At 60.7% G+C, this 26,751-nt stretch carries 18 protein-coding genes and 2 pseudogenes; 13 read left to right on the top strand and 7 right to left on the bottom strand.

What is annotated here, in order from left to right; all coding sequences use genetic code 11:
* Positions 1 to 16: 16 nt before the first annotated feature.
* From IMX18_RS28010 to IMX18_RS10515, 6 genes and pseudogenes are all read right to left on the bottom strand, one after another.
* Positions 17 to 3,848, bottom strand: a pseudogene (locus IMX18_RS28010) (RHS repeat-associated core domain-containing protein); the annotation flags it as partial.
* Positions 3,849 to 4,089: 241 nt separating this feature from the next.
* Positions 4,090 to 4,731 carry a hypothetical protein gene (locus IMX18_RS10535; protein WP_039613659.1) on the bottom strand — a complete coding sequence of 214 codons (642 nt, stop codon included), beginning with the start codon at positions 4,729 to 4,731 and terminating at the stop codon, positions 4,090 to 4,092.
* On the bottom strand, positions 4,728 to 8,957 hold the full coding sequence (locus tag IMX18_RS10530) for an RHS repeat-associated core domain-containing protein (RefSeq protein WP_191472677.1): 4,230 nt from the start codon (positions 8,955 to 8,957) through the stop codon (positions 4,728 to 4,730). The genes IMX18_RS10535 and IMX18_RS10530 overlap by 4 nt, the downstream gene beginning before the upstream one ends.
* 4 nt (positions 8,958 to 8,961) lie before the next feature.
* Positions 8,962 to 9,429, bottom strand: coding sequence for a DcrB-related protein (locus tag IMX18_RS10525; protein WP_191472676.1), 468 nt, complete (start codon positions 9,427 to 9,429; stop codon positions 8,962 to 8,964).
* A gap of 39 nt (positions 9,430 to 9,468) precedes the next feature.
* A complete protein-coding gene (locus IMX18_RS10520) occupies positions 9,469 to 10,056 on the bottom strand; it encodes a hypothetical protein (protein WP_191472674.1) in 588 nt (195 codons plus the stop codon).
* An 11-nt stretch (positions 10,057 to 10,067) separates the two neighbouring features.
* The gene (locus IMX18_RS10515; protein ID WP_191472672.1) at positions 10,068 to 11,921 is read right to left on the bottom strand and encodes a type VI secretion system Vgr family protein; all 1,854 of its coding nucleotides are present in this window, start codon (positions 11,919 to 11,921) and stop codon (positions 10,068 to 10,070) included.
* Positions 11,922 to 12,535: 614 nt separating this feature from the next.
* Between IMX18_RS10515 and IMX18_RS10510 the strand changes: the two genes are divergently transcribed.
* Positions 12,536 to 12,838, top strand: coding sequence for an immunity protein Tsi6 family protein (locus IMX18_RS10510; RefSeq protein ID WP_191472670.1), 303 nt, complete (start codon positions 12,536 to 12,538; stop codon positions 12,836 to 12,838).
* Between the two features lie 214 nt (positions 12,839 to 13,052).
* On the opposite strand, the pseudogene IMX18_RS10505 reads toward IMX18_RS10510, so the two are convergent.
* Positions 13,053 to 13,400, bottom strand: a pseudogene (locus tag IMX18_RS10505) (ADP-ribosylglycohydrolase family protein); the annotation flags it as partial.
* Positions 13,401 to 13,527: 127 nt separating this feature from the next.
* On the opposite strand from IMX18_RS10505, the gene IMX18_RS10500 reads away from it, so the two are divergent.
* The 12 genes from IMX18_RS10500 to icmH all read left to right on the top strand — a co-directional run bounded on the left by IMX18_RS10500 (position 13,528) and on the right by icmH (position 26,739).
* Positions 13,528 to 14,076 (top strand): hypothetical protein, encoded by a 549-nt coding sequence (locus IMX18_RS10500; RefSeq protein WP_054573238.1) that lies wholly within the window; start codon positions 13,528 to 13,530, stop codon positions 14,074 to 14,076.
* Between the two features lie 27 nt (positions 14,077 to 14,103).
* The gene (locus tag IMX18_RS10495) at positions 14,104 to 14,673 is read left to right on the top strand and encodes a hypothetical protein (protein ID WP_217191345.1); all 570 of its coding nucleotides are present in this window, start codon (positions 14,104 to 14,106) and stop codon (positions 14,671 to 14,673) included.
* Between the two features lie 438 nt (positions 14,674 to 15,111).
* The gene (locus tag IMX18_RS10490; RefSeq protein ID WP_217191347.1) at positions 15,112 to 15,861 is read left to right on the top strand and encodes a hypothetical protein; all 750 of its coding nucleotides are present in this window, start codon (positions 15,112 to 15,114) and stop codon (positions 15,859 to 15,861) included.
* Positions 15,862 to 15,925: 64 nt separating this feature from the next.
* The gene (gene tssB / locus IMX18_RS10485) at positions 15,926 to 16,465 is read left to right on the top strand and encodes a type VI secretion system contractile sheath small subunit (RefSeq protein WP_012272397.1); all 540 of its coding nucleotides are present in this window, start codon (positions 15,926 to 15,928) and stop codon (positions 16,463 to 16,465) included.
* A 14-nt stretch (positions 16,466 to 16,479) separates the two neighbouring features.
* Positions 16,480 to 17,982 (top strand): type VI secretion system contractile sheath large subunit, encoded by a 1,503-nt coding sequence (gene tssC, locus IMX18_RS10480; protein ID WP_015270492.1) that lies wholly within the window; start codon positions 16,480 to 16,482, stop codon positions 17,980 to 17,982.
* A 26-nt stretch (positions 17,983 to 18,008) separates the two neighbouring features.
* The gene (gene tssE / locus IMX18_RS10475; RefSeq protein ID WP_013972749.1) at positions 18,009 to 18,491 is read left to right on the top strand and encodes a type VI secretion system baseplate subunit TssE; all 483 of its coding nucleotides are present in this window, start codon (positions 18,009 to 18,011) and stop codon (positions 18,489 to 18,491) included.
* Positions 18,491 to 20,311: a type VI secretion system baseplate subunit TssF gene (tssF, locus tag IMX18_RS10470; protein WP_013972750.1), complete on the top strand. Its 1,821-nt coding sequence runs from the start codon at positions 18,491 to 18,493 to the stop codon at positions 20,309 to 20,311. The genes tssE and tssF overlap by 1 nt, the downstream gene beginning before the upstream one ends.
* Positions 20,275 to 21,345, top strand: a complete 1,071-nt coding sequence (gene tssG / locus IMX18_RS10465) for a type VI secretion system baseplate subunit TssG (RefSeq protein WP_015270493.1) — start codon at positions 20,275 to 20,277, stop codon at positions 21,343 to 21,345. Before tssF ends, tssG begins: the two co-directional genes overlap by 37 nt.
* On the top strand, positions 21,342 to 23,939 hold the full coding sequence (tssH, locus tag IMX18_RS10460; RefSeq protein ID WP_217191349.1) for a type VI secretion system ATPase TssH: 2,598 nt from the start codon (positions 21,342 to 21,344) through the stop codon (positions 23,937 to 23,939). Before tssG ends, tssH begins: the two co-directional genes overlap by 4 nt.
* A gap of 24 nt (positions 23,940 to 23,963) precedes the next feature.
* Positions 23,964 to 24,686 carry a type VI secretion system lipoprotein TssJ gene (tssJ, locus tag IMX18_RS10455; RefSeq protein ID WP_015270495.1) on the top strand — a complete coding sequence of 241 codons (723 nt, stop codon included), beginning with the start codon at positions 23,964 to 23,966 and terminating at the stop codon, positions 24,684 to 24,686.
* The gene (gene tssK / locus IMX18_RS10450) at positions 24,683 to 26,026 is read left to right on the top strand and encodes a type VI secretion system baseplate subunit TssK (protein ID WP_013972754.1); all 1,344 of its coding nucleotides are present in this window, start codon (positions 24,683 to 24,685) and stop codon (positions 26,024 to 26,026) included. Before tssJ ends, tssK begins: the two co-directional genes overlap by 4 nt.
* Positions 26,023 to 26,739 carry a type IVB secretion system protein IcmH/DotU gene (gene icmH, locus IMX18_RS10445; RefSeq protein ID WP_013972755.1) on the top strand — a complete coding sequence of 239 codons (717 nt, stop codon included), beginning with the start codon at positions 26,023 to 26,025 and terminating at the stop codon, positions 26,737 to 26,739. Before tssK ends, icmH begins: the two co-directional genes overlap by 4 nt.
* Positions 26,740 to 26,751 lie beyond the last annotated feature (12 nt).

The raw sequence follows: 26,751 nt of genomic DNA, 5'->3' as shown, positions 1-26,751 counted from the left end.
CGACCCCCTTATATGCCCACCCCCATGGATCAATCCAGGCACATGGATTTGGCGCATAACGATAAAGATTTGTACCACCTAACAATCCTATTGGATCTTGAGTAGTGAAACGACCATTCTCTGTGTCATAGTACCTAAAAGTATTGTAATGCAGCGCCGTTTCGCAATCAAAATACTGACCTTGGAACCGTAGGTTTTGCTCGACATCCTTGACCGGCAGAATCTATTGCACCCCAAGAACGATACGTCGCCTGCCAAACGATCTCGCCATCACTGTCCGTCAGCTCCAGCGGCGTACCAATCTGGTCAGTATGGAAGTAATAAACCTTCTGCTCCTCTCCTTCCGCCTGATCGACCCGCGCCAACGGCGCATAGCTACCCGGCTCATACAGGTACAGGATGCTCTGCCCGGGCGTCTCCTCCCGCAGCATTCTCAACCCTTGCCAGAGGAAGCGCTTCTGTTCGACTTCGCCGTTGATTTCCGCTTGCTTGGCAACCCGCCGCCCCAGGCTGTCGTAACGGTAGTGCCCGGTACTCTCCAGCTTGCCATTGACCAACGTTTCCGCCCGCACCAGCCGGTTCTCGCTGTCATAGCTAAAGCTCTGCAGCTTGCTGTGCCCCGAGCGCTTCTCGATCAGGTTGCCCCACGGGTCGTAACGGTACTCCTGATCCCGCCACTGTTTGATCCGGTTGTCCTTGACCTTGTCGAACTGCCGCGCATTGAAGTCCAGCCGGTTGGCCGCCGCGTCGTAGCGGAACTCCTCGCTGCCCACCAGCGAGCCGGTATCGCGGCTGCGCAACTGCCCGTTGGCTTCGTACTCGTATTTGATCTCACCCCGTAGCTTGTCCAGCGTGCGCACCAGTTCACCCGCCGGGTCGTACTGATAGCGACGGTGGATCGGGTTATACGCATGCTCCACCAGCAACGAGGTATTGATACCGGTGTTGTGCACCTGCGAGAGCTTGTCGGCCGGCAAGGTCGAGGCAAACTGCCAGGCCTTGCGCCCCATCGCGTCATAACCGAAGCAGCTGGTGAGCTTGCCCTGAGTCCGGTACACCTCGCGGTGCAGGTCGTCGCGCTCCATGTCGCTGATCACCTGACCGTCCAGGTTCAGCTGGTGCAGGTGCCCGCTGCCGTAGTACAGGTGGTTGACCTTGCGACCATCCGGCAGGGTCAATGTGGTCAGGTTGCCGAGCGGATCGTACTCGTAGCCGAGCGTGCCGTCGGGGGTGATTTCTTTGGTCAGCCGCCCCAGCAGATCGTAGGCGTACTCCAGCTTCTCTTCCGTGATCCCAAGCTGCTTGCCGATCCCGGTCGGTTGCCGCTCGATGCTCAGCAACCGGTCGCCGTCGTCGTACGCAAAGGTCTGGCTCGCATCGCGATTGATCTTGGCGACCAACCGGCCAATGGCATCGCGCTCGAACAGCGTATGACGTTCCGGGCGTTCGGCGTTTTCACCGTAGCCAATCTCATCCAGTCGCGTGAGATGGCCTCCGACGTTGTAGCTGAAACGCCGGGTCAGGTTATCCACCCGCACTTCTTCAGTCAGCCGGTCCGAAGCGTCGTAGGCAAAGCTGTACGTGGCATTGTTCTCATTGACCAGCGCGATCAGGCGCACGGCCTTGTCGTACTCGTAGCGTACCCGCTGGCCCTTGGCATCCTGGCGGCTGCTCGGCAGGCCACGCGCCGTACGCATCAGGCGTGTGGTCTGGCCCTTGCCGTCGGTGTGGCTGAGCACCTGGCCGTAGACGTTGTAGGTGAAGGTTTCCGCAGTACCGTCCGGATGGCTGATGCGCAGCACCTCACCGTCGGGCTTGCGCTCCAGCGTGGTGGTCTGGTTCAGCGCATCGGTCACCGCCACCAGGTGCTGACGCTCGTCGTAGCGGTACCAGGTGCTCTTGCCCGAGCAGTCCTGATAACGCTCGACCTGGGCCAGGGTGTTCCACCACAGGTACTTGGACTTGTAGGTCGCGTCGATGATCGTATGCGGCAGGCCGTCATCGCTGTTCAGGTACTCGGTCATCTGGCCGAGGGCATCGTATTCGGCGAGCAGGTTGCCCTTGTCGTCGTAGCGCGCTCGCCAGGTGCTGCCGTCCGGATAGCTGACCTGGGTCACCAGCGTGGTCAGGTGGTGATATTCGTAGGTGGTCTTGCGGCCCAGCGGGTCGGTTTCTTCCAGCAGGCGGGCGTATTCATCGTACTTGAAGGCGAGCCGGTTGCCGTCCGGCAAATCCAGGCCAACCATGTTGCCCTGCTCGTCCAGCTCGATGGCGTAGCGTTCGCCACCGTAGTCATGGCTGGCGACCACGCGGTGGTCGGCGTTGTACTGCACTTCCAGCTCGCGGCCGAGCACGTCGGTGGCCCAGCTGGTGCGGGCGTCTAGGTCGTAGCGGAAGTGGTAGTGCTCGCCATCGCTGGTCCAGTGCTCGACCACGCGCGGCTTGTCGCCGAGGGTTTCCCAACGGTAGTGGCAGCCCAGGCCCAGCGCGTTGCTGTGGGTCACCATCAGGCCTTCGGCGTAGCTGAAGCTGCGCACCGTGTCGCCGTTGCGGTTGATCACCGCGCTCAGTTGGCCGTGTTCGTCGTAGCGGTACTGGGTGAGCGTTTCCACCGCTTCGTTGTTCACCACGCGCTTGATGTCGGTCAGGCGACCCAGCGGGTTGTCGTAGTGCAGGTGCACGCGGGTACCGCCGGTGGCGCTGATGTCGGTCAGCGTGCCGTCTGGCGTGCGGGTGAAATGCAGGAAGTGGCCGAGGGCGTTCTCGATGCGTTGCAGCGGCACTTCGCTGTTGGTGTCTGGCACTTCGCCGAAATAGAAAAACAGGTTGTCCAGCGTTTGCAGGATGTAGTGGCCGCCCTCGGTGCATACCAGGTACACCTGTTCGTGCGGGTTGTAGATGCGCTGGCCCGGTTGCAAGGTCACGAACGGGATTTCGCGGCCCTGGTTGTCGGTGAGGTAGATGAACGAGCCCTGGCGGCGCAGGCTCTGCTCCCAAGGCAGCACCCAGCCGCGACCGAGCACGCTATCGACAGTCAGGTCGCTGGCGTAGAAGCGTGACCACTCGATCGGCATCAGGCCAGGCAGGCTGAAGTCGATTTCGTCGGGGATCAGTTTGCGGCCGGTGGTGAGGTCGACCGGGTTGCCGACCAGGCCGCCGATGGCCCTGCGGGCGACGGGTTCGACCACGTAGCGGCTGGCTACCTCGCCAGCGACGAAGCCGGCGGTGAACTTCAAGGCGCGAGGCATGACGGCTTTCATGCCGGCCTGGGTACCCGCCTTGATCAGCTGCGCAATACCGCCAGCGGCACCGGCAATGGCCATCAGCACATCCACGGTGGTGCGCAGCCACTCCGGGATCTCGTCATCCACTGGCAGATAGCGGTAGGTGCCACCGCCGATGATGACGTTGTCCGACCCACCGGAAATGGTCGCGCCGCAGGTCAGCTTGTCGCCCTTGCGTGCAGCCGCGACGCTGTTGATGAAGACGTTGGTCGAGCCTTCGGCAATCTGCACCGGCCCTGGGTGCTTGTCGCAGGCACCGATGCTTTTTTCGACGCGGGCGGCCTTGCGGCTGTTGATGAAAACGTTGGGTGAGGCAGTGGTTATCGTCCCTGAGGGGGACGAGAACATACTGCCTATCGCCTCTCCGGCGGCGGTCAGCAAGCTGCCCCCGATGCCGGCTGCGAGGCCGGCCAGCAAAGCCACGCCGAACCCACAGGTGAAGGTGGCGATGGCCACCGTGGCCACCAGCGCGATGCCCAGGGCGGCCCCGATCAGGAAGCCCCCCAGCGCGCTGGTGTGCGATATCAGTTCACCCGCCGGGTCGTACTGGTAACGGCGGTGAATCGGGTTGTAGGCATGCTTCACCAGCAACGAGGTATTGATACCGGTGTTGTGCACCTACGAGAGCTTGTCGGCCGGCAAATTCGAGGCAAACTGCCAGGCCTTGCGCTCCATCGCGTCATAACCGAAGCAGCTGGTGAGCTTGCCCTAGGTGCGGTAGACCTCACGGTGCAGGTCGTCACATTCCATGTCGCTGAGCACCGGAATCCGTAAGCAATCGGAGCCTACTTATCCCTCAAACTTACTAAAGGTCATCAAATTCCGCCCAAGGATCATACCTATAGGTTTCATCCACCGGAGCAAATGAGATCCCTTTAAGAAGGGTCGCTGCTGCTTTAAATCGGTCACTACAAAACAGCTGCAGCGTTTCCTGACAGCGAAAAACATCACTTTTAACACCAGCGGAAATTACAAATGAATCAATCCTGCTAACACTCACCTCGCCCGGGAACAATGGACTATTGACAACTTCCCCTGTCTCTAGATCCTTCGCCAATTCATATACGGAGCAATACTTATCGAGAGCCGGCAAACTTTCCCCGGGAAGAAATATAAAAAAATCGTCCTTTCTAATTTTATCGCCAAGCGAGATCTCAAGCGGAATGGCTCTATACTTGGAACCAAACAAGTCGCAAACATCTAAAAACTTGCGTGAAACATACGTCGCACCGACCTGATAGAAATCGAAATCCAATGAATCGACGTCCATTTCCAATCCTGAAAGGCTAAGGCGATATTTATTTCTTATCTCCAGCCTTTCAGGATCTAGTTCGTACGGAGACCACTCAAACCTTTCGCAATTAAAGAAGCCAGCCAAACTAATTGGACATCCGTCATCTGACGAGTCATAGTGCATTACATAATATTTTTTTTCATTCAGACTCATAGCAATCGCCCCGTAACCGCATCCACAACGAACTTATTAGCTTCAAGCCCTTCTCTGGCAAAATTTTGTATCTTCCCAATGCCTAGAGCCAACTGAGTATCGGACAGAACTCCGGCCTCAAAGAAATCATTCAATCTAGAAACTTTAGACTCAATCGCTGCGGTATACTGCCCATGGTTTGACCAATGACCAGGAAGATCTATACGCTGAGTTAGATTTTTGCTACCAGGCAAAAAGATCCCATTCGATGCCCCGTCCCCATTGAAACCCATAGACTTAAGCCTGTCAAACATCCTAGCATATTGTGGATTACTAAGAACCTCCTCTGGAATAAGATGATGGTTCGCCATTCCATCTCCTTTCCTCGCCCCCATATTATTACCCAGTTTCGTCGAACACCATCCCAGCGGGTCAATTTCCTGAACAGGATTAATAGTGTACGAGTAGATATTTATACCGCCTGCTAGTCCTATTGGATCCTGCGAGAGGAATCGCCCGATCTCACAATCATAGAATCTAAATGTGTTGTAATGAAGTCCAGTTTCGTCATCAAAGTATTGGCCTTGGAAACGAAGATTCTGCTTGACCTCATTAACGGTTAGATGCTCAACCGCCCCCCACGAGCGATACGTCGCCTGCCAAACGATCTTGCCATCGCTGTTCGTCAGTTCTAGCGGCGTGCCGATCTGGTCAGTATGGAAGTAATAGACCTTCTGCTCTTCCCCTTCCGTCTGATCGACCCGCGCCAATGGCGCATAGCTACCCGGCTCATACAGGTACAGGATGCTCTGCCCCGGCGTCTCTTCGCGCAGCATCCGCAAGCCTTGCCAGAGGAAGCGCTTCTGTTCGACTTCGCCGTTGATTTCCGCTTGCTTGGCAACCCGTCGCCCCAGGCTGTCGTAACGGTAGTGCCCGGTACTCTCCAGCTTGCCATTGACCAGCGTCTCCGCCCGCACCAGCCGGTTCTCGCAGTCATAGCTAAAGTGCTGCACCTTGCTGTGCCCCGAGCGCTTCTCGATCAGGTTGCCCCACGGGTCGTAACGGTACTCCTGATCCCGCCACTGCCTGATCCGGTTGTCCTTGACCTTGGCGAACTGTCGCGCATTAAAGTCCAGCCGGTTGGCCGCCGCGTCGTAGCGGAATTCCTCGCTGCCCACCAGTGAACCGGTATCGCGGCTGCGCAACTGCCCGTTGGCTTCGTACTCGTACTTGATCTCGCCACGCAGCTTGTCCAGCGTGCGCACCAGCTCACCCGCCGGGTCGTACTGGTAACGGCGGTGAATCGGGTTGTAGGCATGCTCGACCAGCAACGAGGTATTGATACCGGTATTGTGCACCTGCGAGAGCTTGTCGGCCGGCAAGTTCGAGGCAAACTGCCAAGCCTTGCGCCCCATGGCGTCATAGCCAAAGCAACTGGTGAGCTTGCCCTGGGTCCGGTACACCTCGCGGTGCAGGTCATCACGCTCCATGTCGCTGATCACCTGGCCGTCCAGGTTCAGTTGGTGCAGGTGCCCGCTGCCGTAGTACAGGTGGTTGACCTTGCGACCATCCGGCAGGGTCAATGTGGTCAGGTTGCTGAGCGGGTCGTATTCATAGTTCAGTGCACCACCCGGGGTCAGCTCCTGCGTCAGTCGTCCGAGCAGGTCGTAGCTGTAGCTCAATGTCTCTTCGGTGATGCCCAACTGCTTGCCCGCACTGCTCGGCTGGCGCTGAATGCTCAGCAGCCGATCGGCATCGTCGTATTCGAAATCCTGTCGGGCATCGCGGTTGACCTTGGCCATCAGCCGGCCAATGGCATCACGTTCGAACAGCGTGTTGCGCTCTGGCCGCTCGCCGTTGTCGCCGTAGCCAATCTCGTCCATGCGCACCAGATGGCCGCCAGCGTCGTAGCCGAAGCGCCGGGTCAGGTTATCCACCCGCACTTCTTCGCTCAGGCGGTCCGAAGCGTCGTAGGCAAAGCGGTAGGCTGCACCGTTCTCGTTGACCAGTGCGGTCAGGCGCAGGGCCTTGTCGTACTCGTAACGGACCCACTCGCCCTTGGCGTCCTGGCGGCTGCTCGGCAAGCCGCGCGAGGTGCGCTGCAGGCAGGTGGTCTGGCCTTTGCCATCAGTGTGCGTCAGCACCTGGCCGAGGGTGTTGTAGGTGAAGCGTTCGGCAGTGCCATCCGGGTGATGGATGCGCAGCACTTCACCGTCGGGTTTGCGTTCCAGCGAAGTGGTCTGGTTCAGCGCATCGGTCACCGCGATCAGGTGCTGGCGTTCGTCGTAGCGGTACCAGGTGCTCTTGCCCGAGCAGTCCTCGAAGCGTTCGACCTGGGCGTAGGCGTTCCACCACAGGTACTTGGACTTGAAGTTGGCATCGATGATCGTGTGCGGCAGGCCGTCATCGCTGTTGAGGTACTGAGTCTTGTTGCCCAGCGGGTCGATCTCGGTGATCAGGTTGCCTTTGTCGTCGTAGCGCGACTGCCACACGCTGCCGTCGGGGAATCGGGTTTCGGTGACCAGTGGCGTGGCGAGGTGATGTTTGTAGCTGATCTTGCGGCCCAGCGGGTCGGTTTCCTCGACCAGCCGAGAGAATTCATCGTATTTGAGCGCCAGGCGATTGCCGTCGGGCAACTTGATGCCAACGAGATTGCCGGAGGCGTCCAAGTCCATGCCATAGCGTTCACCGCCAAAGTCACGGCTGGCGATGACGCGATTGTCCTCGTTGTACTGGATCTCCAGTTCACGGCCCAGCACGTCAGTTGCCCAACTGGTGCGCTGGGCGAAGTCGTAACGGAAGTGATAGTGCTCGCCGTCGCTGGTCCAGTGCTCGACTACGCGCGGTTTACCGCCTTCGGATTCCCAGCGGTATTCGCAGATCAGGCCCAGGGCATTGCTGTGGCGGGTCATGAGGTTTTCGGCATAGCCGAAATGGCGTACCGAATCGCCGTTGCGGTTGATTACTTCAGTAAGCTGGCCGTTATCGTCGTACCGGTAACGCACCAGCGTTTCGACGGCGCTTTCACCGACCACCCGCTTGACGTCGGTAAGGCGACCGAGCGGATTGTCGTAGTGCAGGTGAACGCGAACGGCCCCTGGTGCAGTGATGTCCGTCAGGCGACCGTCAGCACTGCGGGTGAAGTGAAGATAGTGGCCCAATGCGTTTTCCAGGCGCTGCAAAGGCACGCCCGTATTGTCATTCGGCACTTCGCCAAAGTAGAAAAAGACGTTGTCGAGCGTCTGCAGGATGTAATGCCCGCCCTCGGTGCGCACGAGGTGTATGTGCTCATGAGGGTTGTAGATGCTTTCGCCCGGTTCCAGGTCGATGAACGGAACGCTGCGGCCTTGATTGTCGGTGTGATAGACAAAGCCGCCACTACGGCGCAGGCTCTGCTCCCAAGGCAATATCCAGCCTTGCCCCAGAACACTCTCTACGGTGAGGTCACTGGCATAGAAACGCGACCATTCGATAGGCATCAGGCCTGGCAGAACGAAGTCTGTTTCATCACCGAGCAGCTTGCGCCCGTTGGTCAGATCAACAGGGTTACCAACGAAGCCTCCGATGGCACGTTCAATTGCGGGCCCGATAATGAATCGACCGGCAAGATAGCTCCCTGCAATCGACGCACCTACGCGCAATGCACACGGGCCGGCGGCCTTGAGACCCGCCTGCAAGCCCAGACGGTAGACCGAAGCTATCGACCGCCCCATGGACGCCACAATCATCAAGACGTCAACCGTCACTCGCAGCCATTCCGGCACTTCCTCATCAACGGGCAAGTAGCGACTTGTGCCACCACCAATGAAGACGTTGTTTGACCCACCGGAAATCTTGGCACCGCAGGTCAGCTTGTCACCTTTGCGTGAAGCTGCAACACCGTTGATGAATACATTGGACGACCCTTCCGCGACCCGAACAGGTGGAGGATGCTTGTCACATTTGGCGGTACTCAGTTCGGCATGCGCTGCGTTGCGGTTGTTGATGAAAACATTCGTAGAGCACCCTGCGAGCTCAATCTGCCCCGCAGGTGAACTAAATGATGACCCGAACTTTTCGCCAAGCATCGGGATCATGCTTGCGCCCAAACCGATGACCGCACCCAGCAGAACACCACCCAAACCACCCGTGCAGATCATGAAAGCGGCAGCGGCCGCTATCGCCAATCCGATCACCGCACCAGCAAGGAACCCAGCCAGGGCACCGGTGTGTTCAATCTCATCACCCCAACGCGCAGCTTCGAACATGAGATCATTCCTGATCGGCGTTTTCGGAGGTTTCCGCGGTGCTCTGGCGCGGCTCAAAGCTGTTCAACAACTGCAGCCAACTCTCGTCCTGCTTGCTGCTAAAGTCGGCCTGGCTGGTGGTGGAAAACACCAGAATACGCCCCGGGGCAATCTCGAAAGCAGCCTGGCGCTGATACAGCGGCCGACCATCGTTCAGGTAATACGCATCGATCTGAACACCTGCCAGCGGCTTACTGGCTGAAAGTTGTGCCGTTTTTTTGCCCAACAGGGTGTAGCCGCGAAGCTTGGCGGCAATCAACTTGATCTGGCGATCGATATACGCAGTCATGTCTTCTGCCGGGAGCAGGTTGTCGCGCGAAAGTGTGATATTCAGTGGTGCGGGAATGCTGTTCCCCAGAACGAACATGTTGACTGTGCGATCCTGGAAGCCTTCCGGCAACGTGATAGATCCTTCCTGCAGTTGATAATCCATTGACTGTATATTCCATGAAAACGTGAAAAAATTTGAGCGTTACTGCGCTGTCATGCCGGCGAGCATCGCGTCGAATGCGATTAGCCAGTCGGCCAATTGCGATTTACTCGGGTCGATCACAGTAAACACAGTCAGCCACTGCCGTTCGTTGCCGTCCGCAGAAACGATAAGCGTGCAAACGGAACGGCCGTGACGGCGCTCCTGGCCAACGTTGAACTGATAGTCGAGGCTGACGGCAGGGTGGCCCGCCAGCACCGTAGATGCCTGGCGCACCAGGTCAATATCCGAATGGCTCTCGCGCAGTTTCCTGGTAAATATTTCTGCTGCCTTGTCTAGTTCAAGGCCTTCAGAGGCTCGCCGGCGGCGAGCGCCAAATTGCACATGACAACCTGCAAACTCCAGCGTGGTGTCGATATCGCGAAAAGCGAAACCTTGCGGCATGAGCAGATTCAAACCCGCAATGCGCAGGGCATTGTTTTCCGCATTCATAAACAGCGCGGGTGGCTGCTGCGAAACCTCGATCGCAGACTCCGCTGCGATGCGTGCCTCGTCCGCTTGCTGACGGGCGAGCGCCTCAGCGGCCTCCCGCCTCTGCGAGAGCCTGTCGTAGATATTTGCTCTGACCATCACTGTGCGCCCTACTCGTTGATATCGACCCGGTCACCTTTGACAAAGGTGTTCTTGCCAAGAATGTCGATGCTGTCTGCTTCGATGGTGATTTTGTTTGGCTTGATCGTGATCTTGCTGGTGCCGACCTCGAGCAGAATGCTCTCCATGGCGCTGACCTGAATGAGGTTGTTGTCCACCTTCAGCGTGTAACTACCTTCCGTGACATTCACCACCGTATCTTTCTTGATAATTTCCTTGTGCGCCCCACCCACCGTAATCGTGCGGTTGTTCCCCACATCATGGGTCTCATCCAGCTCGATCTCGGTATCCATGTTGCGCTCGGCATGCATGATGATCTGCTCGGCGCCGGCCTTGTCCTCGAAGCGGAAGAAGTTGGCGGTACCGCCGTCGCCCTTCATCGACCGGGTCAGGAAGCCACTCTGGGTCTTGTTTGCCGGCAGCGACCATGGCGGGGTGTTGGTGCTGTTGTACAGGCTGCCCATGATCAGCGGGCGGTCGGGGTTGCCGTCGAGGAACACCACCACCACTTCGTCGCCTACACGTGGGATCTGGATGCTGCCGAAGCCACCGCTGGCACCGGACTGGGCGACGCGTACCCAGCACGAGCTGTGGTCGTTGTACTTGCCATTGCGGTCCCAGTGGAACTGGATCTTCACCCGGCCCAGTTCGTCGGTGAAGATCTCCTCACCCGGTGGGCCGACGATGATCGCGGTCTGCGGGCCGGCGATGGTCGGCTTGGGCGTGCTCAGCTGCGGGCGGAACGGGATCTTCTTGCGCACGCAACTGAAGGTGTTGAAGTAGCTGGCCTGCTGGCCGGTAAGGTAGTTGTTGTGGCCTTCGCTTTCCACGCTCATCAGCAGGAACTGGCGGTCTTCTACCGGGCCCTGGTCGTGGATGTAGTGCTGCAGCAGCTCGAAGGTGTAGCCCGGCTTCATGGCCCGACAGTTACTGGCACCTTCGAACTTCTTGCCGCGCAGCTCCAGCGCCTCGATGCGCAGGCGCAGCAGGGTTTCGCCCTCGTCGTAGGTGCCGTGGGTGTACTGGCCGGGGAAGTCGTAGATCTCGAAGTTCTCGACATCGCCCTGCTTGTTCACGCTGTTCAGCGCCACCGGCAGGCGGTTGTTGGGCTGGCGGTAGTCGAAGGTCTGCGTGGCCATCTTGCCGGACTGCAACTGGCGGTTGCCGCTCCACTGGGTGATGGAGTCGGCAGTCTCGGTGACCGAGGCGCTGTGGAAGCGGATTTGCGGTTGCTCGGGGATGTCCACCAGCGTGCTGGAGTCATCGCAGATGATCATGGTGTGGCCTTCGGCGGTGTGCTCGAAGTAGTAGAACATCCCCTCTTCCTCCAGCAGGCGCTGGACGAAGTTGAAGTCGGTTTCACGGTACTGGGTGATGTAGGTGTAGCGCTTCTGCGGACGGGTCAGGCGGAACTCGTGACGAGAGAACGCCGGGCACAGGGCGAACACTTCGGTAACCACTTCCTCGACCGTGTTGCCCTGGAAGATCCGCGTGTCGAAGCGGTTCTTCAGCATCGAGAACCACGGGTTGAGGGTTGCGGTATAGCGCGCCATGCCGCCGTCGCTGCCGATGCTGGCAAAGCGCGTGAGGTAGCCGGTTATGTAGCGCGGGCCGCCTTCGGCCAGTTCGATCTCGATGCTGACATGCTGGCCCATCATGGATTTGAGCGGCACGCCGGAGTCTTCGCAGACCAGCAGCAGTTCGTAGTTGAACGCCCGCGACAGGGCTTCGGTGCCCTTGAAGGTTTCCAGCAGCAGTTCCTGCTCGGGGTTGGCCAGGTTGTGAAACTTGAACAGGCGGCGGTTCTGCGGCGACAGCAGCGCGGAGGCCAGGTCCATGATCATGCGAAATCTCCTTGAAAACACGGCCAGCACGCGCTTGCGATGCTCAGCTGCAACCCTGATCTTGCGGGCGTATTCTGCATGCGCGCATAACGCGCGTGCTCTGCGGAATCATGCGACTGCCTGCAGAAAGGAAAGTGCCATCATGCATTGAAATTAATGCGACATGGTTCACATTCCCGAATGCCAGGCAGGCAGAAAGGCCCAAAGGAAACACCGGCAAAAGCTGCCCTGTCAACTCACTACAGGCCTAGAAAACCGGGCAATACCGCCCTGCAAGGCAATGTCATATCGCCATCTTTGATATTCCTCACTGGCGCCCGGAAGCGCCCCGGCTATCGCCGAACGGCCCGTCGCAGAAGGTCCTTGAGGTGTCGATCAGAGCCCATGCCTGACAGCTCCAACTCGAACTGTCTCGCTACCTGACGCATCAGCTCCACTGGCGGAGAAAAATGTTTCATAACGTGGATTGGTTCAAATTTTTCGCCACTGGCCAATTCCGGCAAATGGCCATCGCGAACGCGGCCGTAATGGCACTTGCGGGACGCGGTCAATGATGACCGGGTGTGCTTCAAGCCGGATCACTACATTCAAGTTGGTAAGCCCAGGTGATTAACATGAAACCTACTACACCACTCGAGTATGTAGACAAAGCGCTCGCACTCGCCATTGACCGCCAAAATCGCACCCCTGGCTTTACTATCTATGCCACCGTCATCGATCAGCTGAAGTACATCAGGGCCGTGTTCGACGGTACGGAGAAGGATAAATCGAAGCTGCACAGACTGACGATTGGTGCTATCGCGGCTAAAGAATTTGAACCCACGGACGAAGCCCTCGCCGAGGCATTGCTTCATGTTTATTACATTGCAGAGCAATCCGCCAACGGCCTGAAGATTCGCCTGCCTGGAGAAAAATAACTACCGAGGGGACGCGGACCGCCAAAAGCATTCAGGCTTCGTGCTTTTCTCAATCCATCAGCGCAGCGCTAATACTCCTCACTCGCCGTTCGCTCTGACAGCAAAAAGCCTGCCCAGCCACGAAGCGGCGCGCAGGGCGCTAATAGCTTCTACATCCCTGAAGGTGTATCGACAGTTCTTTTTTGCCTCACGTGCCTTCAGGGCCCTCAAAGCCGCTGGTATCGTCGCTCCACTCACCCGGCGCCAGGCGGAAAGGACCGCCGCCGACCATGTCGCTGACCTGCCCCTGATCGCGGCGCTGGAACTCCAGAGTGGTGCCTACCGCATCGCCAATCGCCAGTCCCAACAGTGCGCCTTGCGCACGGTCCAACGCTTGCTCCGGTGACAACGTGCAGGGCCTGTCGCTCAACCAGGCGGGCTTGATACGCCGCAGCCTGGGGGCATCGGGCGCCAACGTGTAGTCCATGCGCTGCTGCAACTGCGGCGACCACTCGGGTAGCAGGTCGACATAACGCCGGGCGTACTCGCTCAGGGTTGCATCCGGGCTTCTCAGGTCGATCATGCTCATTCCTTGCTGTAGGTTGCGCTCATCCATGCGAACATTCTGCTGAACCGGTTGCTCACTGACAACGCCCCGTGCAGGCAGCAGCAGAGACTAGACCGATGCAGAAAGGAACGCAGAGGCTACCGTGAAGAATCATGCCGAACTCCATGTACGATCCCCGTTCCTTTTCAAACTGGCGGGCATTGGCCTGGCCCTTTGCCTACTGGCCGTAGGGGCACTTGGCGTCTACGTGCTCTGGACTGAAATCGTCCCGCTTTACGGTCGTATCTGGAGGCATGCACCGGTCGTGGAAACGCCCCTGATGTCATTCTTCTCGATCGCGGCATTGCCGTTCACGCCGATAATGGTGGCGGGATGCTTGATCGCCGCCTGGACCGGTCAGAAATTCGACCCGCCCAAAAAGTCCTGGCTCTACGCGTTCCAACTACGCTCGATGCAATTGACGGTTGCACTCATGGTCGTAGCGCCTGTCATGATCGCGCTGACCACTGCCACACTCTCCGCCAAAGGCTACTGGTCGTGCCCCAAGCTGCGCATCTCGGGTTCTGGATGGCAAATGTTCTGGGTTAACGATGAGCGCGTGTGCTTCACGCCAGACAGCTACATCAACGATAACTGGCCATGCAAGATCGTGGGCAAGCAGAACATCTGCGTCCAGGTGGATGGCCGCTAGCTGCTTACCTCGAAGGCGCTTCCCAGCATGAAATTCAACGACACCTACACCAGCCGCGAGCACCGCTTTTCGCTAGGGATAGAACTGACTTCACAGCAGTGCTACCTGTCGATCCCGGTCAGCAACGCACTGGCCGATTACGAAGAGTATTACTGTATCGACAAGGCCCGATACACGGCATGGCTACAGGATCCATCGGCTGGACTGCCCATGGTCGTCCGATGCCGCCGCCGCGAACTGGACCACCTCTTGATGATGCAACCTGGCACCCAGCGAGGCACGGCTGCCCCCTGCACCTGGGATCTGACCGAAATCTCGGCGGTACTGGCACGAGCAGCAACCTTGCTGCTGCGCGATGGTGGTTACTCAAGCTGGGCCAACACGCTCCTAGGCTACCACTCACGGGTGCACTGCGACCCCGAGCAGGTTCGTTTGAGCGTTTTCGAAATGCCCTACGGCATGGGCACGCTCAGCGATGCCGTCCTGTATGAAAACGGCTCGCTTTTGATCGAGGCCACCGATGAATTACACGCCTTGCTCGGGTGGTTGTGGGAGTGGGGAATCGAGGGTCGCATGGCCGCTGCAAAGCCGCTGTAGCAACCCATGCCAAACCGCTTTGGCGCGGCATATTCCGTCGCATTGCCATCATTGAAACTTGTCGCGATGACAGTCGAATGCCATCACCTCGACGCCAAAAAATGAGACCCGCTTCACTTTTTGAAAAAAACTTTTTACGCCAATTTTTACCGACCTTTTAGTACTTCCGCCCCCTGACTTTAGGGGCCAAAGTCCCATTTCCCGTACTCGAAACCCTTCACCAATGGCATGGCGCCATCATTGCGTCACATCACAAAACAGGGAAAAAATCGCCCCCCTCGCGGGAACTTCTTCCGCAGCGAGGTGCCCTACTCGGCATTGCTGGCAACACGATATTCATGTGCCAGCACTCACGTTTGCCGCCGTCGAGAGGCGCAATTTCAGGTCCACGCCATTGGCGTTTCAGGACGATCAAGCAGGCACATGGACGATGCACCGATGACACAGACATTCGATGTCGAAGCACTGATCAAGCTGCGTAGCCAGACGCGGGCGATCTCCGATGCGCTGAAGGCGCAGGCGGCGGATTACCTCGCCACCGTGGCACCGCTGATCCGTCCGCAAACCCTGTTTGGCGAATACCTGCAAGGCGCCCAGCGCAGCAGCGGGCGCGAAACCCAGGGCCACTTCCAGGCCCTGGTCGAACTCTACGAACGTATCGGCTCGGCCGCGCCGTTCCAGCTGGTCACCGAGCTGGAAGTACCGCTGAACCTGATCAGCACCACCCCCGAACTGTTCCCGCTGGAATACGACAAGGCCCTGGAACACAGCGGCCAGGTCATCCGCATCACCAGCCCGACCCGCTGGGTGGTGGGCTTCCAAGCCTTCGACCTGGCGCGGTTTCGCAACGTCATCAAAGACCCCAACCGCAGCAGCGCCGAGCTGTACCGCTTCGTGGTGCACTACCTGGTGCTGTTCTACTGCCTGAGCAAGTCGCCTGGCCTTGGCCGGCTGTTCGAGGGCCTGCGCTACAGCCTGAGCTTCGAGCGCCTCAAGGGCTTTGGCGACCTGCCGTTCTGCGTCATCAGCTCGCCGGTGCGCTCTGAACTGCCCGACGACTCGGTCATCCGCAGCAGCACGCAGATTGCCGGCAACACCAGCTTCGAAGAGCTGGTGGGCCGCGACAACATCCTGGAAATGAACGACGAAATCCGTCAGCGCCTGCTGCTGACGATCGAAGGACTGTAACGCGCAGCGCCCGGCAACGGGCCGCGCAATGATTCGCAGCGAATTGCTCGCACTGGAGAACACGATGGCGAAGAAGGAAAGCACTCAGCACAAACTCGACCGCGTTCGCGCGCCTCGGGTCCATATCACCTACGACGTGGACATCGGCGATGCCATCGAGAAAAAGGAGCTGCCCTTCGTCGTCGGCGTACTGGGCGACTTCTCCGGCAACCCGCTGGAGCCCCTGCCCAAGCTCAAGGACCGCAAGTTCGTGTTCATCGACCGCGACAACTTCAACGGCGTGCTCAAGGGCATCAAGCCACGCCTGACCTACCGCGTCGACAACACCCTGGCCAAGAACGGCACCCAGCTGGGCGTGGAGCTGAACTTCAACAGCCTCGAAGACTTCGAGCCACAGAACGTGGTCAAGCAGGTGGAGCCGCTGCGCAAGCTGCTGGAAGTGCGCAACAAGCTGGCCGACCTGCGCAACAAGATGGGCGGCAACGACAAGCTCGAAGAGCTGCTGATGGACGTGCTGCAGAACACCGAGAAGCTCAAGACCCTGGGCAAGGAATTCGGCCGTGAAGCCGAAGTGAAAGACCCATCCAGCAGCGATCGCGCCTGAGCAGGAGCCCGAACATGACCGACAAGCAAACCGCACCGCAACAGGCCGGCGACCTGGTCGAAGTGGAAAACTTCGCGCCACAGGCATCGTTGCTCGACAGCATCATTTCGCAAAGCCGCGTGGCCCGCTCCGACACCGAGCGCAACCGCACCCGCGACCTGATTGGCGAACTGGTGAACCAGGTGCTCGAGGGCGAGATGACCCCGAGCAAGGACCTGATCGCCGTGCTCGATTCGCGTATCGCCGAGATCGATTCGATGCTTTCCGAGCAGATGAACGAAATCATGCACGCCCGTGAGTTTCAACAGCTGGAAGCCTCCTGGCGCGGCCTGAAATACCAGGTAGACCAGACCGAGACCAGCACCACGCTGAAGATCCACCTGCTCAATGCCTCGAAGAAAGACCTGGTACGCGACCTGAAGGCCGCCAGCGAATTCGACCAGAGCGCGCTGTTCAAGAAGGTCTACGAAGAAGAGTACGGCACCTTCGGCGGCGCGCCTTTCGGCATGCTGATCGGTGATTACGAGTTCAACCGCAACCCCGAAGACATGTACCTGCTGGAGGAGATCTCGCACGTCGCCGCAGCAGCCCATGCCCCGTTCATTTCGGCCGCCTCCCCCGAGCTGTTCGGCTGGGACTCGTTCACCGAGATGTCCGGCCCGCGTGACCTGGCGAAGATCTTCGACACCGTGGAATACGCCAAGTGGAAGTCGTTCCGCGCTTCGGAAGACTCGCGCTACGTCGGCCTTACCCTGCCGCACGTGCTCGGTCGCCTGCCGTATGGCCCGGACACCACCCCGGTGGAGGAATTCAACTTCGTCGAAAGCGTCGATGGCCGCGACCACAACAAGTACCTGTGGATGAACGCTGCCTATGCCCTCGGCACCCGCGTTACCGATGCCTTCGCCCGCTACGGCTGGTGCGTGGCCATCCGCGGCGTGGAAGGTGGCGGCCTGGTCGAAGGTTTGCCAACCCACACCTTCAAGACCGACGACGGCGAAATCGCCCTCAAGTGCCCGACCGAAATCGCCATCACCGACCGCCGCGAAAAAGAGCTGTCGGACCTGGGCTTCATTCCCCTGGTGCACTGCAAGGGCACCGACTATGCCGCGTTCTTCGGCACCCAGTCGGCGCAGAAGCAGAAGCAGTACAACACCGACATCGCCAACGCCAACGCGCGCCTGTCGGCCCAACTGCAGTACATCTTCGCCACTTCGCGCATCGCCCACTACATGAAGGCGATCATGCGCGACAAGATCGGTAGCTTCGCCTCGCGCATGGATGTCGAGCGCTTCCTCAACCAGTGGCTGGCCAGCTACGTGCTGCTCGACGACACCGCCAGCCAGGAAGCCAAGGCCAAGTTCCCGCTGCGCGAAGCCCGCGCCGAAGTGTTCGAAGTGCCGGGCAAGCCAGGTGTGTACAAGGCCGTGACCTACCTGCGCCCGCACTACCAGCTGGATGAGCTGACCGCTTCGCTGCGCCTGGTTGCCGAGCTGCCACAGGGCGCGCGCGGCTGACAGGCCGGTGTGTACAGGGATGACACATGAGTAACCAGGCCCGCCTGCTGCCCTCGCTGCTCGACCGACTGCTGGACGACCGTCCGTACCAGTCGGCCGAGCCAGCCGTGCAACGCACCTGCTCGTTGAGCGAGTACAAGGCCAGCATCGTCCGTGACCTGGAGGTACTGGTGAACACTCGCCAGAGCCTGGTCGCCGAAGAGCTGGAGGGCTACAGCCAGCTCGGTGGCTCCATCCTCGAATACGGCATGCCCGACTTCATCAGCCGCAGCGTGCTCGACCCGCATGATCGGCGCCTGATCCAGCAGCAACTGGAGCGGGCGATCAGCACAGGGGACCGGCGCTTTCGCCGTGTCCGCGTGCAGCTGCTGGCCCAGCAGAACGGCCACCGCATGTTGACCTTCCGCGTGGACGCCGTGTTGCGTCTGCAGGACATCAGCCGCCAAGTGTCATTCGACGCCGTGCTGCAGGTCAACACCCAGGAATACAAAGTGCAGAACCTCAACTGATGCTCGACGAACTGCTGCCCTACTACGAAAAGGAACTGTCGCACCTGCGCTTCCTCGGCCAGGAGTTTGCCGCGCAGTACCCGAAAATCGCTTCGCGGCTGTTGATCGAGGGTGACAACTGCGAAGACCCGCACACCGAGCGCTTGATCGAAGCGTTCTCGTTCCTGTCTGCGCGGGTGCACAAGAAGCTCGATGACGAGTTTCCGGAAATCGTCGAATCCTTCCTCGAGGTGCTGTACCCACACTACCTGCGCCCTACCCCATCGATGTCGATTGCCGAGCTAAGCCTGGGCAAGCACGAGAAAGTCACCGAAGCCTACCGGGTGGCGCGCCATACCGAGATGCATGCCAATGCCGTGGAAGGTGTGGTGTGCAAGTTCCGCACCTGCTACCCGGTAGAGCTGTGGCCGATTGCCGTGCAGCAGGCCTCGTTCGCCGAACTGGAGCGTTCGGCCTTCAACGGCCACAGCGCCGACCTGGTCGCACGCCTGCGCATCCGCCTGGCAGCCACCGGCGATGCCCTGTTCGGGCAGATGGAACTGGACCGCCTGCGGTTCTTCCTCGACGGCGAGGCGACCCTGATGCTGCAGCTGTACGAGCTGCTGTTCAACAACCTGGCCAAGGCCACCCTGAGCTTCCAGGACCAGGGCCGCAGCCGCGAAGTGGCCTTGCCGGCCGATGCCCTGAAAGCCGTGGGCTACGCCCGTGACGAAGGCCTGGTGGACTACTCCGAGCGCTCGTTCCTGGGCTACCGCCTGCTGCACGAGTACTTCACCTTCCCCGACAAGTTCATGTTCTTCGACCTGAACGGCTTTGCCCGCATTCTGCAGGGCAAGGCCATCGAGCAGGTCGAGATCAACTTCTATTTTTCCGACTACGACCTCAGCGAGCGCCTGGCGCGGCTGACCCAGAACATCGGGCGCAACAACTTCAAGCTCAACTGCACACCGATCATCAACCTGTTCCGCCAGCAAGCCGAGCCGATCAAGCTGACCCACACCCAGCACGAATACCCGGTCACACCCGATACACGGCTGCACAACGCTGCCGAAGTCGTCTCGATCGACCGCGTACGGCGGGTGCGCAAACTCGGCGGCATCGACCAGGTCGCCACCTGCCACCCGTTTTTCGAACCCCGTGGCGAGCAGGACCCGCACAGCAGCTTCTGGGTGGCGCGCCGGCGCATCCAGGGTGACGCCACCGCCATGAGCATCCGCGTGGTCGACCGCGACCTGGAGCTGATCGACGCCAGCAGCGACACCCTCAGCATCGGCCTTACCTGCAGCAACCGCGATGTACCGCTGATGCTGCCGTTCGGGGGCGAACGTGGTGACTTCAACATTCCCGCCAACTCGGTGATCAAGGATATCCGCTGCCTGCGCAAGCCCACCGCCACGGTGCGTGTGCCCCTGGGCAAGGGCCTGATCTGGCGGTTGATCGCCCACCTGTCGCTGAACCATATGTCGCTGGTCAGCCAGGGCCGCGAAGTGCTGCTGGAGCTGTTGTCGCTGTACAACTACCGCAATGTTTCCGCCATTCGCAAACAGATCAACGGCATCAAGGCGATCAGCAGCGAGCCGGTGGTCGCACGCATCGGCCACCCGCGGCCGAACTTCGTACGTGGCGTCGGCATCACGCTGACCCTGGATGAAAGCCAGTTCATCGGCAGTGGCGTGTACCTGTTCGGCATGGTGCTGGACCACTTCTTCGGCCAGTACTGCTCGATGAACAGCTTCACCCAACTGACCCTGCGCACCCAACAACGAGAAAAGAGAGTCGTCCAATGGCCAGCACGCACCGGCGATCAGCCCCTGGTCTGATCGATCAGGCCCGAGCCGAGCCGCACCGATTCGAATTCTTTCAATTGGTGCGCCTGCTCCGCCTGCACTACAGCCGTACCGGGCGCATGGACCTGGCAACCCGGCCGCACGAAGACCCGCTGCGTTTTCGTACCCAGCTGTCGCTGGCGTTCCCGGCCAGCGAGGTCAGCGACCTGCACTTCGAGCGCGAAGGCAAGGTGTCGCCGGCCGGCTTGCCGCTGTCGGAAGTGCAGGTCACCTTCATGGGCCTGGTCGGGCCGTCGGGCGTACTGCCGCGCCCGTATACCGAGCTGCTGCTGGAGCGCCACGTGCAGTATCGCGACGATGCCGCCCACGCGTTTCTCGACATCTTCTCGCACCGCATGACCACGCTGTTCTACGAGGCCTGGCAGAAGTACAAATTTCATATCGAGCACGAGCGCAATGGCACTTCGGGCTTCGATGGCTACCTGCTCAACCTGGTCGGCCTCGGCCCGCGCGCGCAGCAACTCAAGTTCGAGCAGCAACCAACCGCGCTGCGCCGCGAGCTGTTCAGCTACTTTGCCGGCCTGCTCAGCCAGAAGCCGCGCAACGCGTTGAACCTCGAACGCATGCTCGGCTTCTATTTCTCGCTGCCGATCAAGGTCCGCCAGTTCGCCGGGCGCTGGCTGCACCTGCAGCCCGAACAATGCACCCAGCTTGGCCGCCGCAATGCCCAGCTCGGCCACAGCGCCGTAGCCGGCAACCGGGTCTGGGACTACCAGTCGTGCATCCGCATCGAGCTGGGGCCGCTGAGCCTGGCCGATTACCAGCGCTTCCAGCCGGGCACCGCGTGCTACCGCAAGCTGGTCGAGCTGGTGCGCTTCTATATAGGCGCCGAACTGGATTTCGAAATTGCCCCGCGCCTCAAGCGCGAGGCGGTGCCACGCGCCCAGCTGGGCCGCAGTGGCAATGTCGCCCTGGGCTGGCTGGGCTGGCTCAAACGCCCTGGTCGTGACGCGGAGCCTTCGCGTTGCGCCGTCTTCCACATTCCTTACGATGGGGTCGCCTTGTGAACCTGAAGTCTCTGTTCGCCAAGCTCAACGAAACCAGCCGCACGGCCACGGAAAGCGCGGCGGCCCTGTGCCTGTCGGAGCACCATTACGACGTGGAGGTGGAGCACCTGCTGCTGCAGTTGCTCGACAACATCGACAGCGACCTGGCGCCGATCCTGCGCCACTACGAAGTAGTCGCCGAGCGCCTGCAGGCGCAGCTGGTCACGGCCCTGGGCACCTTCAAGAAAGGTAATACCCGCACCCCGGCGCTGTCGCCGCACATCACCCGCATGATCGAACAGGCCTGGTTGCTGGCATCGATCGAATACGGCGTCGGCCAGGTGCGCAGCGCTCACCTGCTGCAGGCCCTGCTCGATGATGCCGAACTGCGTCGCGTGGTGATCGCCTCGGCGCCGGAGCTGGAGAAAATCAACGCCGATGACCTGCGCCTGAACCTTGCCGCGCTGGTGGAAGGCAGCGCCGAGTCCAGGCATGCCAGCCCGCTGGCCAGCCCGGCAGCGCCAGTGAACAGTACGAGCAAGGCAGGCGGCAAGACCCCGGCGCTGGACCAGTACACGGTCAACCTCACCCAGAGCGCCCGCGAAGGCCGCATCGACCCGGTGCTGGGCCGCGAGTTCGAAGTAAGGCAGATGGTCGATATCCTTACCCGCCGTCGGCAGAACAACCCGATCCTCACCGGCGAAGCCGGGGTCGGCAAAACCGCCGTGGTCGAAGGCCTGGCCCTGCGCATCGCCCAAGGTGACGTGCCGGCGGTGCTCAAGGATGTGGCCCTGCACACCCTCGACCTGGGCCTGCTGCAGGCCGGCGCCGGGGTCAAGGGCGAGTTCGAGAACCGCCTCAAGGCAGTGATCGAAGAGGTCAAACGCAGCCTGCACCCGATCATCCTGTTCATCGACGAAGCCCACACTTTGATCGGTTCCGGTGGCCAGGCCGGGCAGAACGATGCCGCCAACCTGCTCAAGCCGGCCCTTGCCCGTGGCGAGCTGCGCACCATCGCCGCCACTACCTGGGCCGAATACAAGAAGTACTTCGAGAAGGACGCCGCCCTCGCCCGCCGCTTCCAGGTGGTCAAGGTGGAAGAACCCGACGAAGACAAAGCCATCCACATGCTGCGCGGCCTGCTCGGCAAGATGCGCGAACACCACAAGGTAGCGGTGATGGACGAAGCGCTGGTGCAGGCCGTGCGCCTGTCCAACCGCTACATCACCGGCCGCCAGCTGCCCGACAAGGCGGTCAGCGTGCTCGACACCGCCTGCGCGCGCATTGCCCTGGCGCAATCGTCGCAACCTGGCGCCCTGGAAGACTGCCGCCGCCAGATCGACAACCTGCAGGCCGAAATCGCCGTGCTCGGCCACGAAGCCGGCAAAGGCCACGACCACACTCGCCGCCTGGGCGAGCTGCAGGCTGCCCTGCAGGCCGAGCAGCAGCGGGAGCAGCAGTTGAACACGCAGTGGCAACAGGAGCTGGAACTGGTCGAACAGCTCAAGGCGCTGGACGCCGCCAGCGAGGCCGATGCCAAGCAGCTCAACGCCCTGCGTGCCGAACTGGCCCGCGTGCAAGGCGACCAGCCCCTGGTCCATGCTCTGGTCGACAGCGGCGCCATCGCCCAGGTCATCAGCGGCTGGACCGGTATCCCGCTGGGCAAGATGCTGCGTGACGAGATCGACACCGTGCAGCGCCTGCCGGCCCTGCTTGGTGAGCGCGTGCTGGGCCAGGACCACGCCCTGCACGAAATCGGCAAGCGCATCAAGATTTCCCGCGCACGCATGGAAGACCCGAACAAACCGATCGGGGTGTTCCTGCTGCTTGGCCCCAGCGGCGTCGGCAAGACCGAAACCGCGCTGGCCCTGGCCGATACCCTGTACGGCGGTGAACGCAACCTCATCACCATCAACATGTCCGAGTACCAGGAAGCCCACACCGTTTCGAGCCTCAAGGGCTCGCCTCCCGGCTATGTCGGCTATGGCGAAGGCGGCGTGCTGACCGAGGCGGTGCGTCGCAAGCCGTACAGCGTGGTGTTGCTCGACGAGGTGGAAAAAGCCCACCCCGACGTGCTCGAACTGTTCTTCCAGGTATTCGACAAGGGCGTGCTGGACGATGGCGAAGGCCGCGAGATCAATTTCCGCAACACGGTGATCATCCTCACTTCCAATACCGGTACCGAGCGCATCATGCAGACCTGCCTGAACGCCACCGAGCTACCGACGCCCGCAGCGATCGTCGAAGACCTGCGTGACCAGCTCAACCATGTGTTCAAGCCGGCCTTCCTCGGCCGCCTGAGCATCGTGCCGTTCTACCCGGTGCAGGACCAGATCCTCGAGCGCATCGTCGCCCTCAAGCTCGAACGCATCGCCAAGCGCTTCGCCCGCAACCACCAGGCCGAGCTCAGCTACGACCAGGCGTTGGTCAAGGCCATCGCCGCGCGCTGCACCGAGGTCGACAGCGGTGCCCGCAACATCGACAACATCCTGTCCCAGACCCTGATGCCCGAGCTCGCCCAGCGCGTGCTCGAGCGCATGGCCCAGGACACGCCGATCCAGCGTCTTGCGATCGAGCTGGGCAGCGATGGCGATTTCGCCTATCGCGTGGCCTGACCAGTACACGGAGGTTTTGCCGTCATGCAACACAAGCACACCGCCCTCAAACGCCTGACCACAGCTGCCTTGCTGGTGGCGCTGGCCGGCTGCGGGGTCACCGACCGTATCGGCAAGCGCATGGAAGACAGCTGGGCGGCCGACATGCTGGCCGACAGCGAAAAGGTCATCCTGACCTCCGACGGCGGCAACCAGCTCAACCCCGATGCCGAGGGCAAGCCGCTGTCGGTGGTGATGCGCGTGTACCAGCTGACCGACCTCGAACGCTTCGCCGCGACCGATGCCGAGACCCTGTGGGACACCCCGGAAAAGGCCTTGGGCAACACCCTGGTGGAAGCCCGCGAAATCACCCTGCTGCCGGGCATCGGCCAGATCGACCAATGGCCACTGGCCAAAAGCGCTCGCTACGTCGGCGTGGCAGCTTTCTTCCGCAACGAACAGGACGCGCGCTGGAAGGTCGCCTTCGACGCCAACTCGCTGCGCAAGGACGGTATCTGGTTCTCTTCCGACGGCCTGCGGGTGCTGGTGGACAACACCGAAATCAGCGCCATGCGTGGCGTCGACGTACTGAACAAACCGCCGACTGCCGACCAGCTGGCAGCCGCGCAGAAGGCCCGGGACAACGCACCGACGCTCACCGACAAGGTGCAGGACGCCGTGCTCGACAAGGCCAGCGATGCCGCCAGCAAATCGGCACAGAACACCATGGATTCAACCTTCAACTCTTTAGTGGATAGCGTCAAATGAGCAAGCAGAGCCGGGTGATGTGGTCGGAAGGCATGTTCCTGCTGCCCCAGCACTTCCAGTACCAGGATGAGTTCCACCAGCACCAGCTGGCCGAGGCGACCCTGCGCACCACCCCATTCCATTGGGGTGTGCAGGTACTGCAGGTGGATGAGGACGCCCTGGCCAACGGTTCGCTGCAGCTCAAGCGCCTCAAGCTGGTGTTCCCCGATGGCAGCCTGTACGACGCGCCGCAGCATGACCCGCTGCCGGCTGCCCGCGACCTCAAGGACCTGCTCAAGGCCAACGACCTCAAGGTCCATGCTGCCTTGAAACTGCCCGAGCCATTCGGCCTGAACTATGTCGAGGACGGCCAGGAACACAAGGCCGCGCGGCGTTTCCGCAAGCAGTTCGATACCCTGCCCGACCTCAATGAAGGCGAGCTGGAAAACGAAATCACCAGCCTGCGCCTGAACGTGGTGCTGCTGGTGGACGGTGACAGCCTGGACGGCTACAGCCACTGCCCGCTGGCCAGGCTGACCCGCAACAGCATGGGCGGTTTCAATCTCGACCCGCATTTCGTCCACCCCACTCTGCATCTGGGCAGCCACGAGACCCTGGCCGGCATCGGCAAGCGCCTGCTCGGCGCCCTGCAGGCCAAGAGCAAGGCTCTGTCCGGCCGACGCCGCGAACGCGCCGACCAGATCGCCGAGTTCGGCTCCAGCGACGTAACCCTGTTCTGGCTGCTGAACACCGTCAACCGCGCCCACCCGCAGCTGGCCCATCTGCTGGCGCACCCGCGCCTGCACCCCGAGCGCCTGTACCTGTTCCTCGCCGACCTGGCGGGTGGCCTGCTGACGTTCACCCTGGACACCCAGCTCAGCGACATCCCCGAATACGACCATCACGACCCGGCCGCGTCGCTGGTCAAGCTCGACGAGATGATCCGGGTGATGCTCGACAACGTGGTGCCCAACCAGTGCATCGTCATCAACCTCAACCAGACCAAGCCGTCGTACTGGCAGGGCCAGTTGCACGATCCACGCCTGACCGAGGCCGACTTCTATATCTCGGTCCATGCCGACATGCCTGGTGCCAGCCTGCTGGAGCTGGTACCGCGGGCATTCAAGGTCGGCTCGCCGGAAGACATCGAGGTGGTGGTCAACAGCGCGATGCCCGGCGTCACGCTCAACCATGCCGCACGGCTGCCCAACGCAATACCGGTGCGCCTGGACAACCAGTACTTCGCCATCGAGCCGCATGGCCATGTCTACGAGCGAATGATGAATGCCCAGACCATCTGCTTCTACGCGCCCAGCGCCTTTACCAACCTCAAGCTTGAACTGATGGCGGTGCTCAAATGACCGAAGCCGTATTGCAACAGGGCGCCGTCGCGGCCGCCAACGACAAACCGACGCTCAAGGACCTGGTCCAGGACTTCATCAGCATGGCCCTGATCGTGCGGCGTGGTCGTCAGGTCACCTCGGTGCCGGCCTTCGAAGCCAGCGTGGAACGCTTCTTCGCCAACCTGGAACGCGAAGCCCGCGCTGCCAACTACAGCGCCGAACAGGTCAAGGACACCCAGTACGCGCTGTGTGCCTTCCTCGACGAGAGCGTGCTGCGCGCGAGCGACAACCAGCTGCGCCAGCACTTCGAGCTGCAGCCGCTGCAGTTCCGCTACTTCGGCGTGCACCTGGCGGGTGAAGGCTTCTTCGAGAAGGTCGATGCGCTGCGTGCCGACGTCAAGCAGAACATCGATGTGCTCGAGGTCTACCACCTGTGCCTGGCCTTGGGCTTCGAGGGCAAGTTCAGCCTCGGCCAGAAAGACCAGCTGCGCTACCTGGCCAATACCCTGGGCCAGGATATTGCCCGCTACCGCAAGGCGCCCAAAGCACTGTCACCGGACTGGGCACTGCCCGACCAGGTGTCGCAGATGCTGCGCCACGAGGTGCCGCTGTGGGTTTACCTGGCGCTGATCGCGCTGGTCTGCGTCGCCGTGTACCTGACGCTGGACTGGTTGCTGGACAAGGACGTCGCCGCCCTTTCCGAACAAATCCGCCAGCTGTTCAGTGCCTGAGCAAACGTCAGG

The sequence above is a fragment of the Pseudomonas shirazica genome, from assembly GCF_015168335.1.
In the GTDB taxonomy this organism is placed as follows: Bacteria; Pseudomonadota; Gammaproteobacteria; order Pseudomonadales; family Pseudomonadaceae; genus Aquipseudomonas; species Aquipseudomonas asiatica.
The sequence above is the reverse complement of the archived record's forward strand: the minus strand, read 5'-3'. Positions and strand labels throughout refer to the sequence as shown.

Coding starts and splice junctions, on each gene's coding strand:
- IMX18_RS10535 (WP_039613659.1), bottom strand. CDS start 4,731: ATGAGTCTGAATGAAAAAAAATATTATGTAATGCACTATGACTCGTCA.
- IMX18_RS10530 (WP_191472677.1), bottom strand. CDS start 8,957: ATGTTCGAAGCTGCGCGTTGGGGTGATGAGATTGAACACACCGGTGCC.
- IMX18_RS10525 (WP_191472676.1), bottom strand. CDS start 9,429: ATGGATTATCAACTGCAGGAAGGATCTATCACGTTGCCGGAAGGCTTC.
- IMX18_RS10520 (WP_191472674.1), bottom strand. CDS start 10,056: ATGGTCAGAGCAAATATCTACGACAGGCTCTCGCAGAGGCGGGAGGCC.
- IMX18_RS10515 (WP_191472672.1), bottom strand. CDS start 11,921: ATGATCATGGACCTGGCCTCCGCGCTGCTGTCGCCGCAGAACCGCCGC.
- IMX18_RS10510 (WP_191472670.1), top strand. CDS start 12,536: ATGAAACCTACTACACCACTCGAGTATGTAGACAAAGCGCTCGCACTC.
- IMX18_RS10495 (WP_217191345.1), top strand. CDS start 14,104: ATGAAATTCAACGACACCTACACCAGCCGCGAGCACCGCTTTTCGCTA.
- IMX18_RS10490 (WP_217191347.1), top strand. CDS start 15,112: ATGACACAGACATTCGATGTCGAAGCACTGATCAAGCTGCGTAGCCAG.
- tssB (WP_012272397.1), top strand. CDS start 15,926: ATGGCGAAGAAGGAAAGCACTCAGCACAAACTCGACCGCGTTCGCGCG.
- tssC (WP_015270492.1), top strand. CDS start 16,480: ATGACCGACAAGCAAACCGCACCGCAACAGGCCGGCGACCTGGTCGAA.
- tssE (WP_013972749.1), top strand. CDS start 18,009: ATGAGTAACCAGGCCCGCCTGCTGCCCTCGCTGCTCGACCGACTGCTG.
- tssF (WP_013972750.1), top strand. CDS start 18,491: ATGCTCGACGAACTGCTGCCCTACTACGAAAAGGAACTGTCGCACCTG.
- tssG (WP_015270493.1), top strand. CDS start 20,275: ATGGCCAGCACGCACCGGCGATCAGCCCCTGGTCTGATCGATCAGGCC.
- tssJ (WP_015270495.1), top strand. CDS start 23,964: ATGCAACACAAGCACACCGCCCTCAAACGCCTGACCACAGCTGCCTTG.
- tssK (WP_013972754.1), top strand. CDS start 24,683: ATGAGCAAGCAGAGCCGGGTGATGTGGTCGGAAGGCATGTTCCTGCTG.
- icmH (WP_013972755.1), top strand. CDS start 26,023: ATGACCGAAGCCGTATTGCAACAGGGCGCCGTCGCGGCCGCCAACGAC.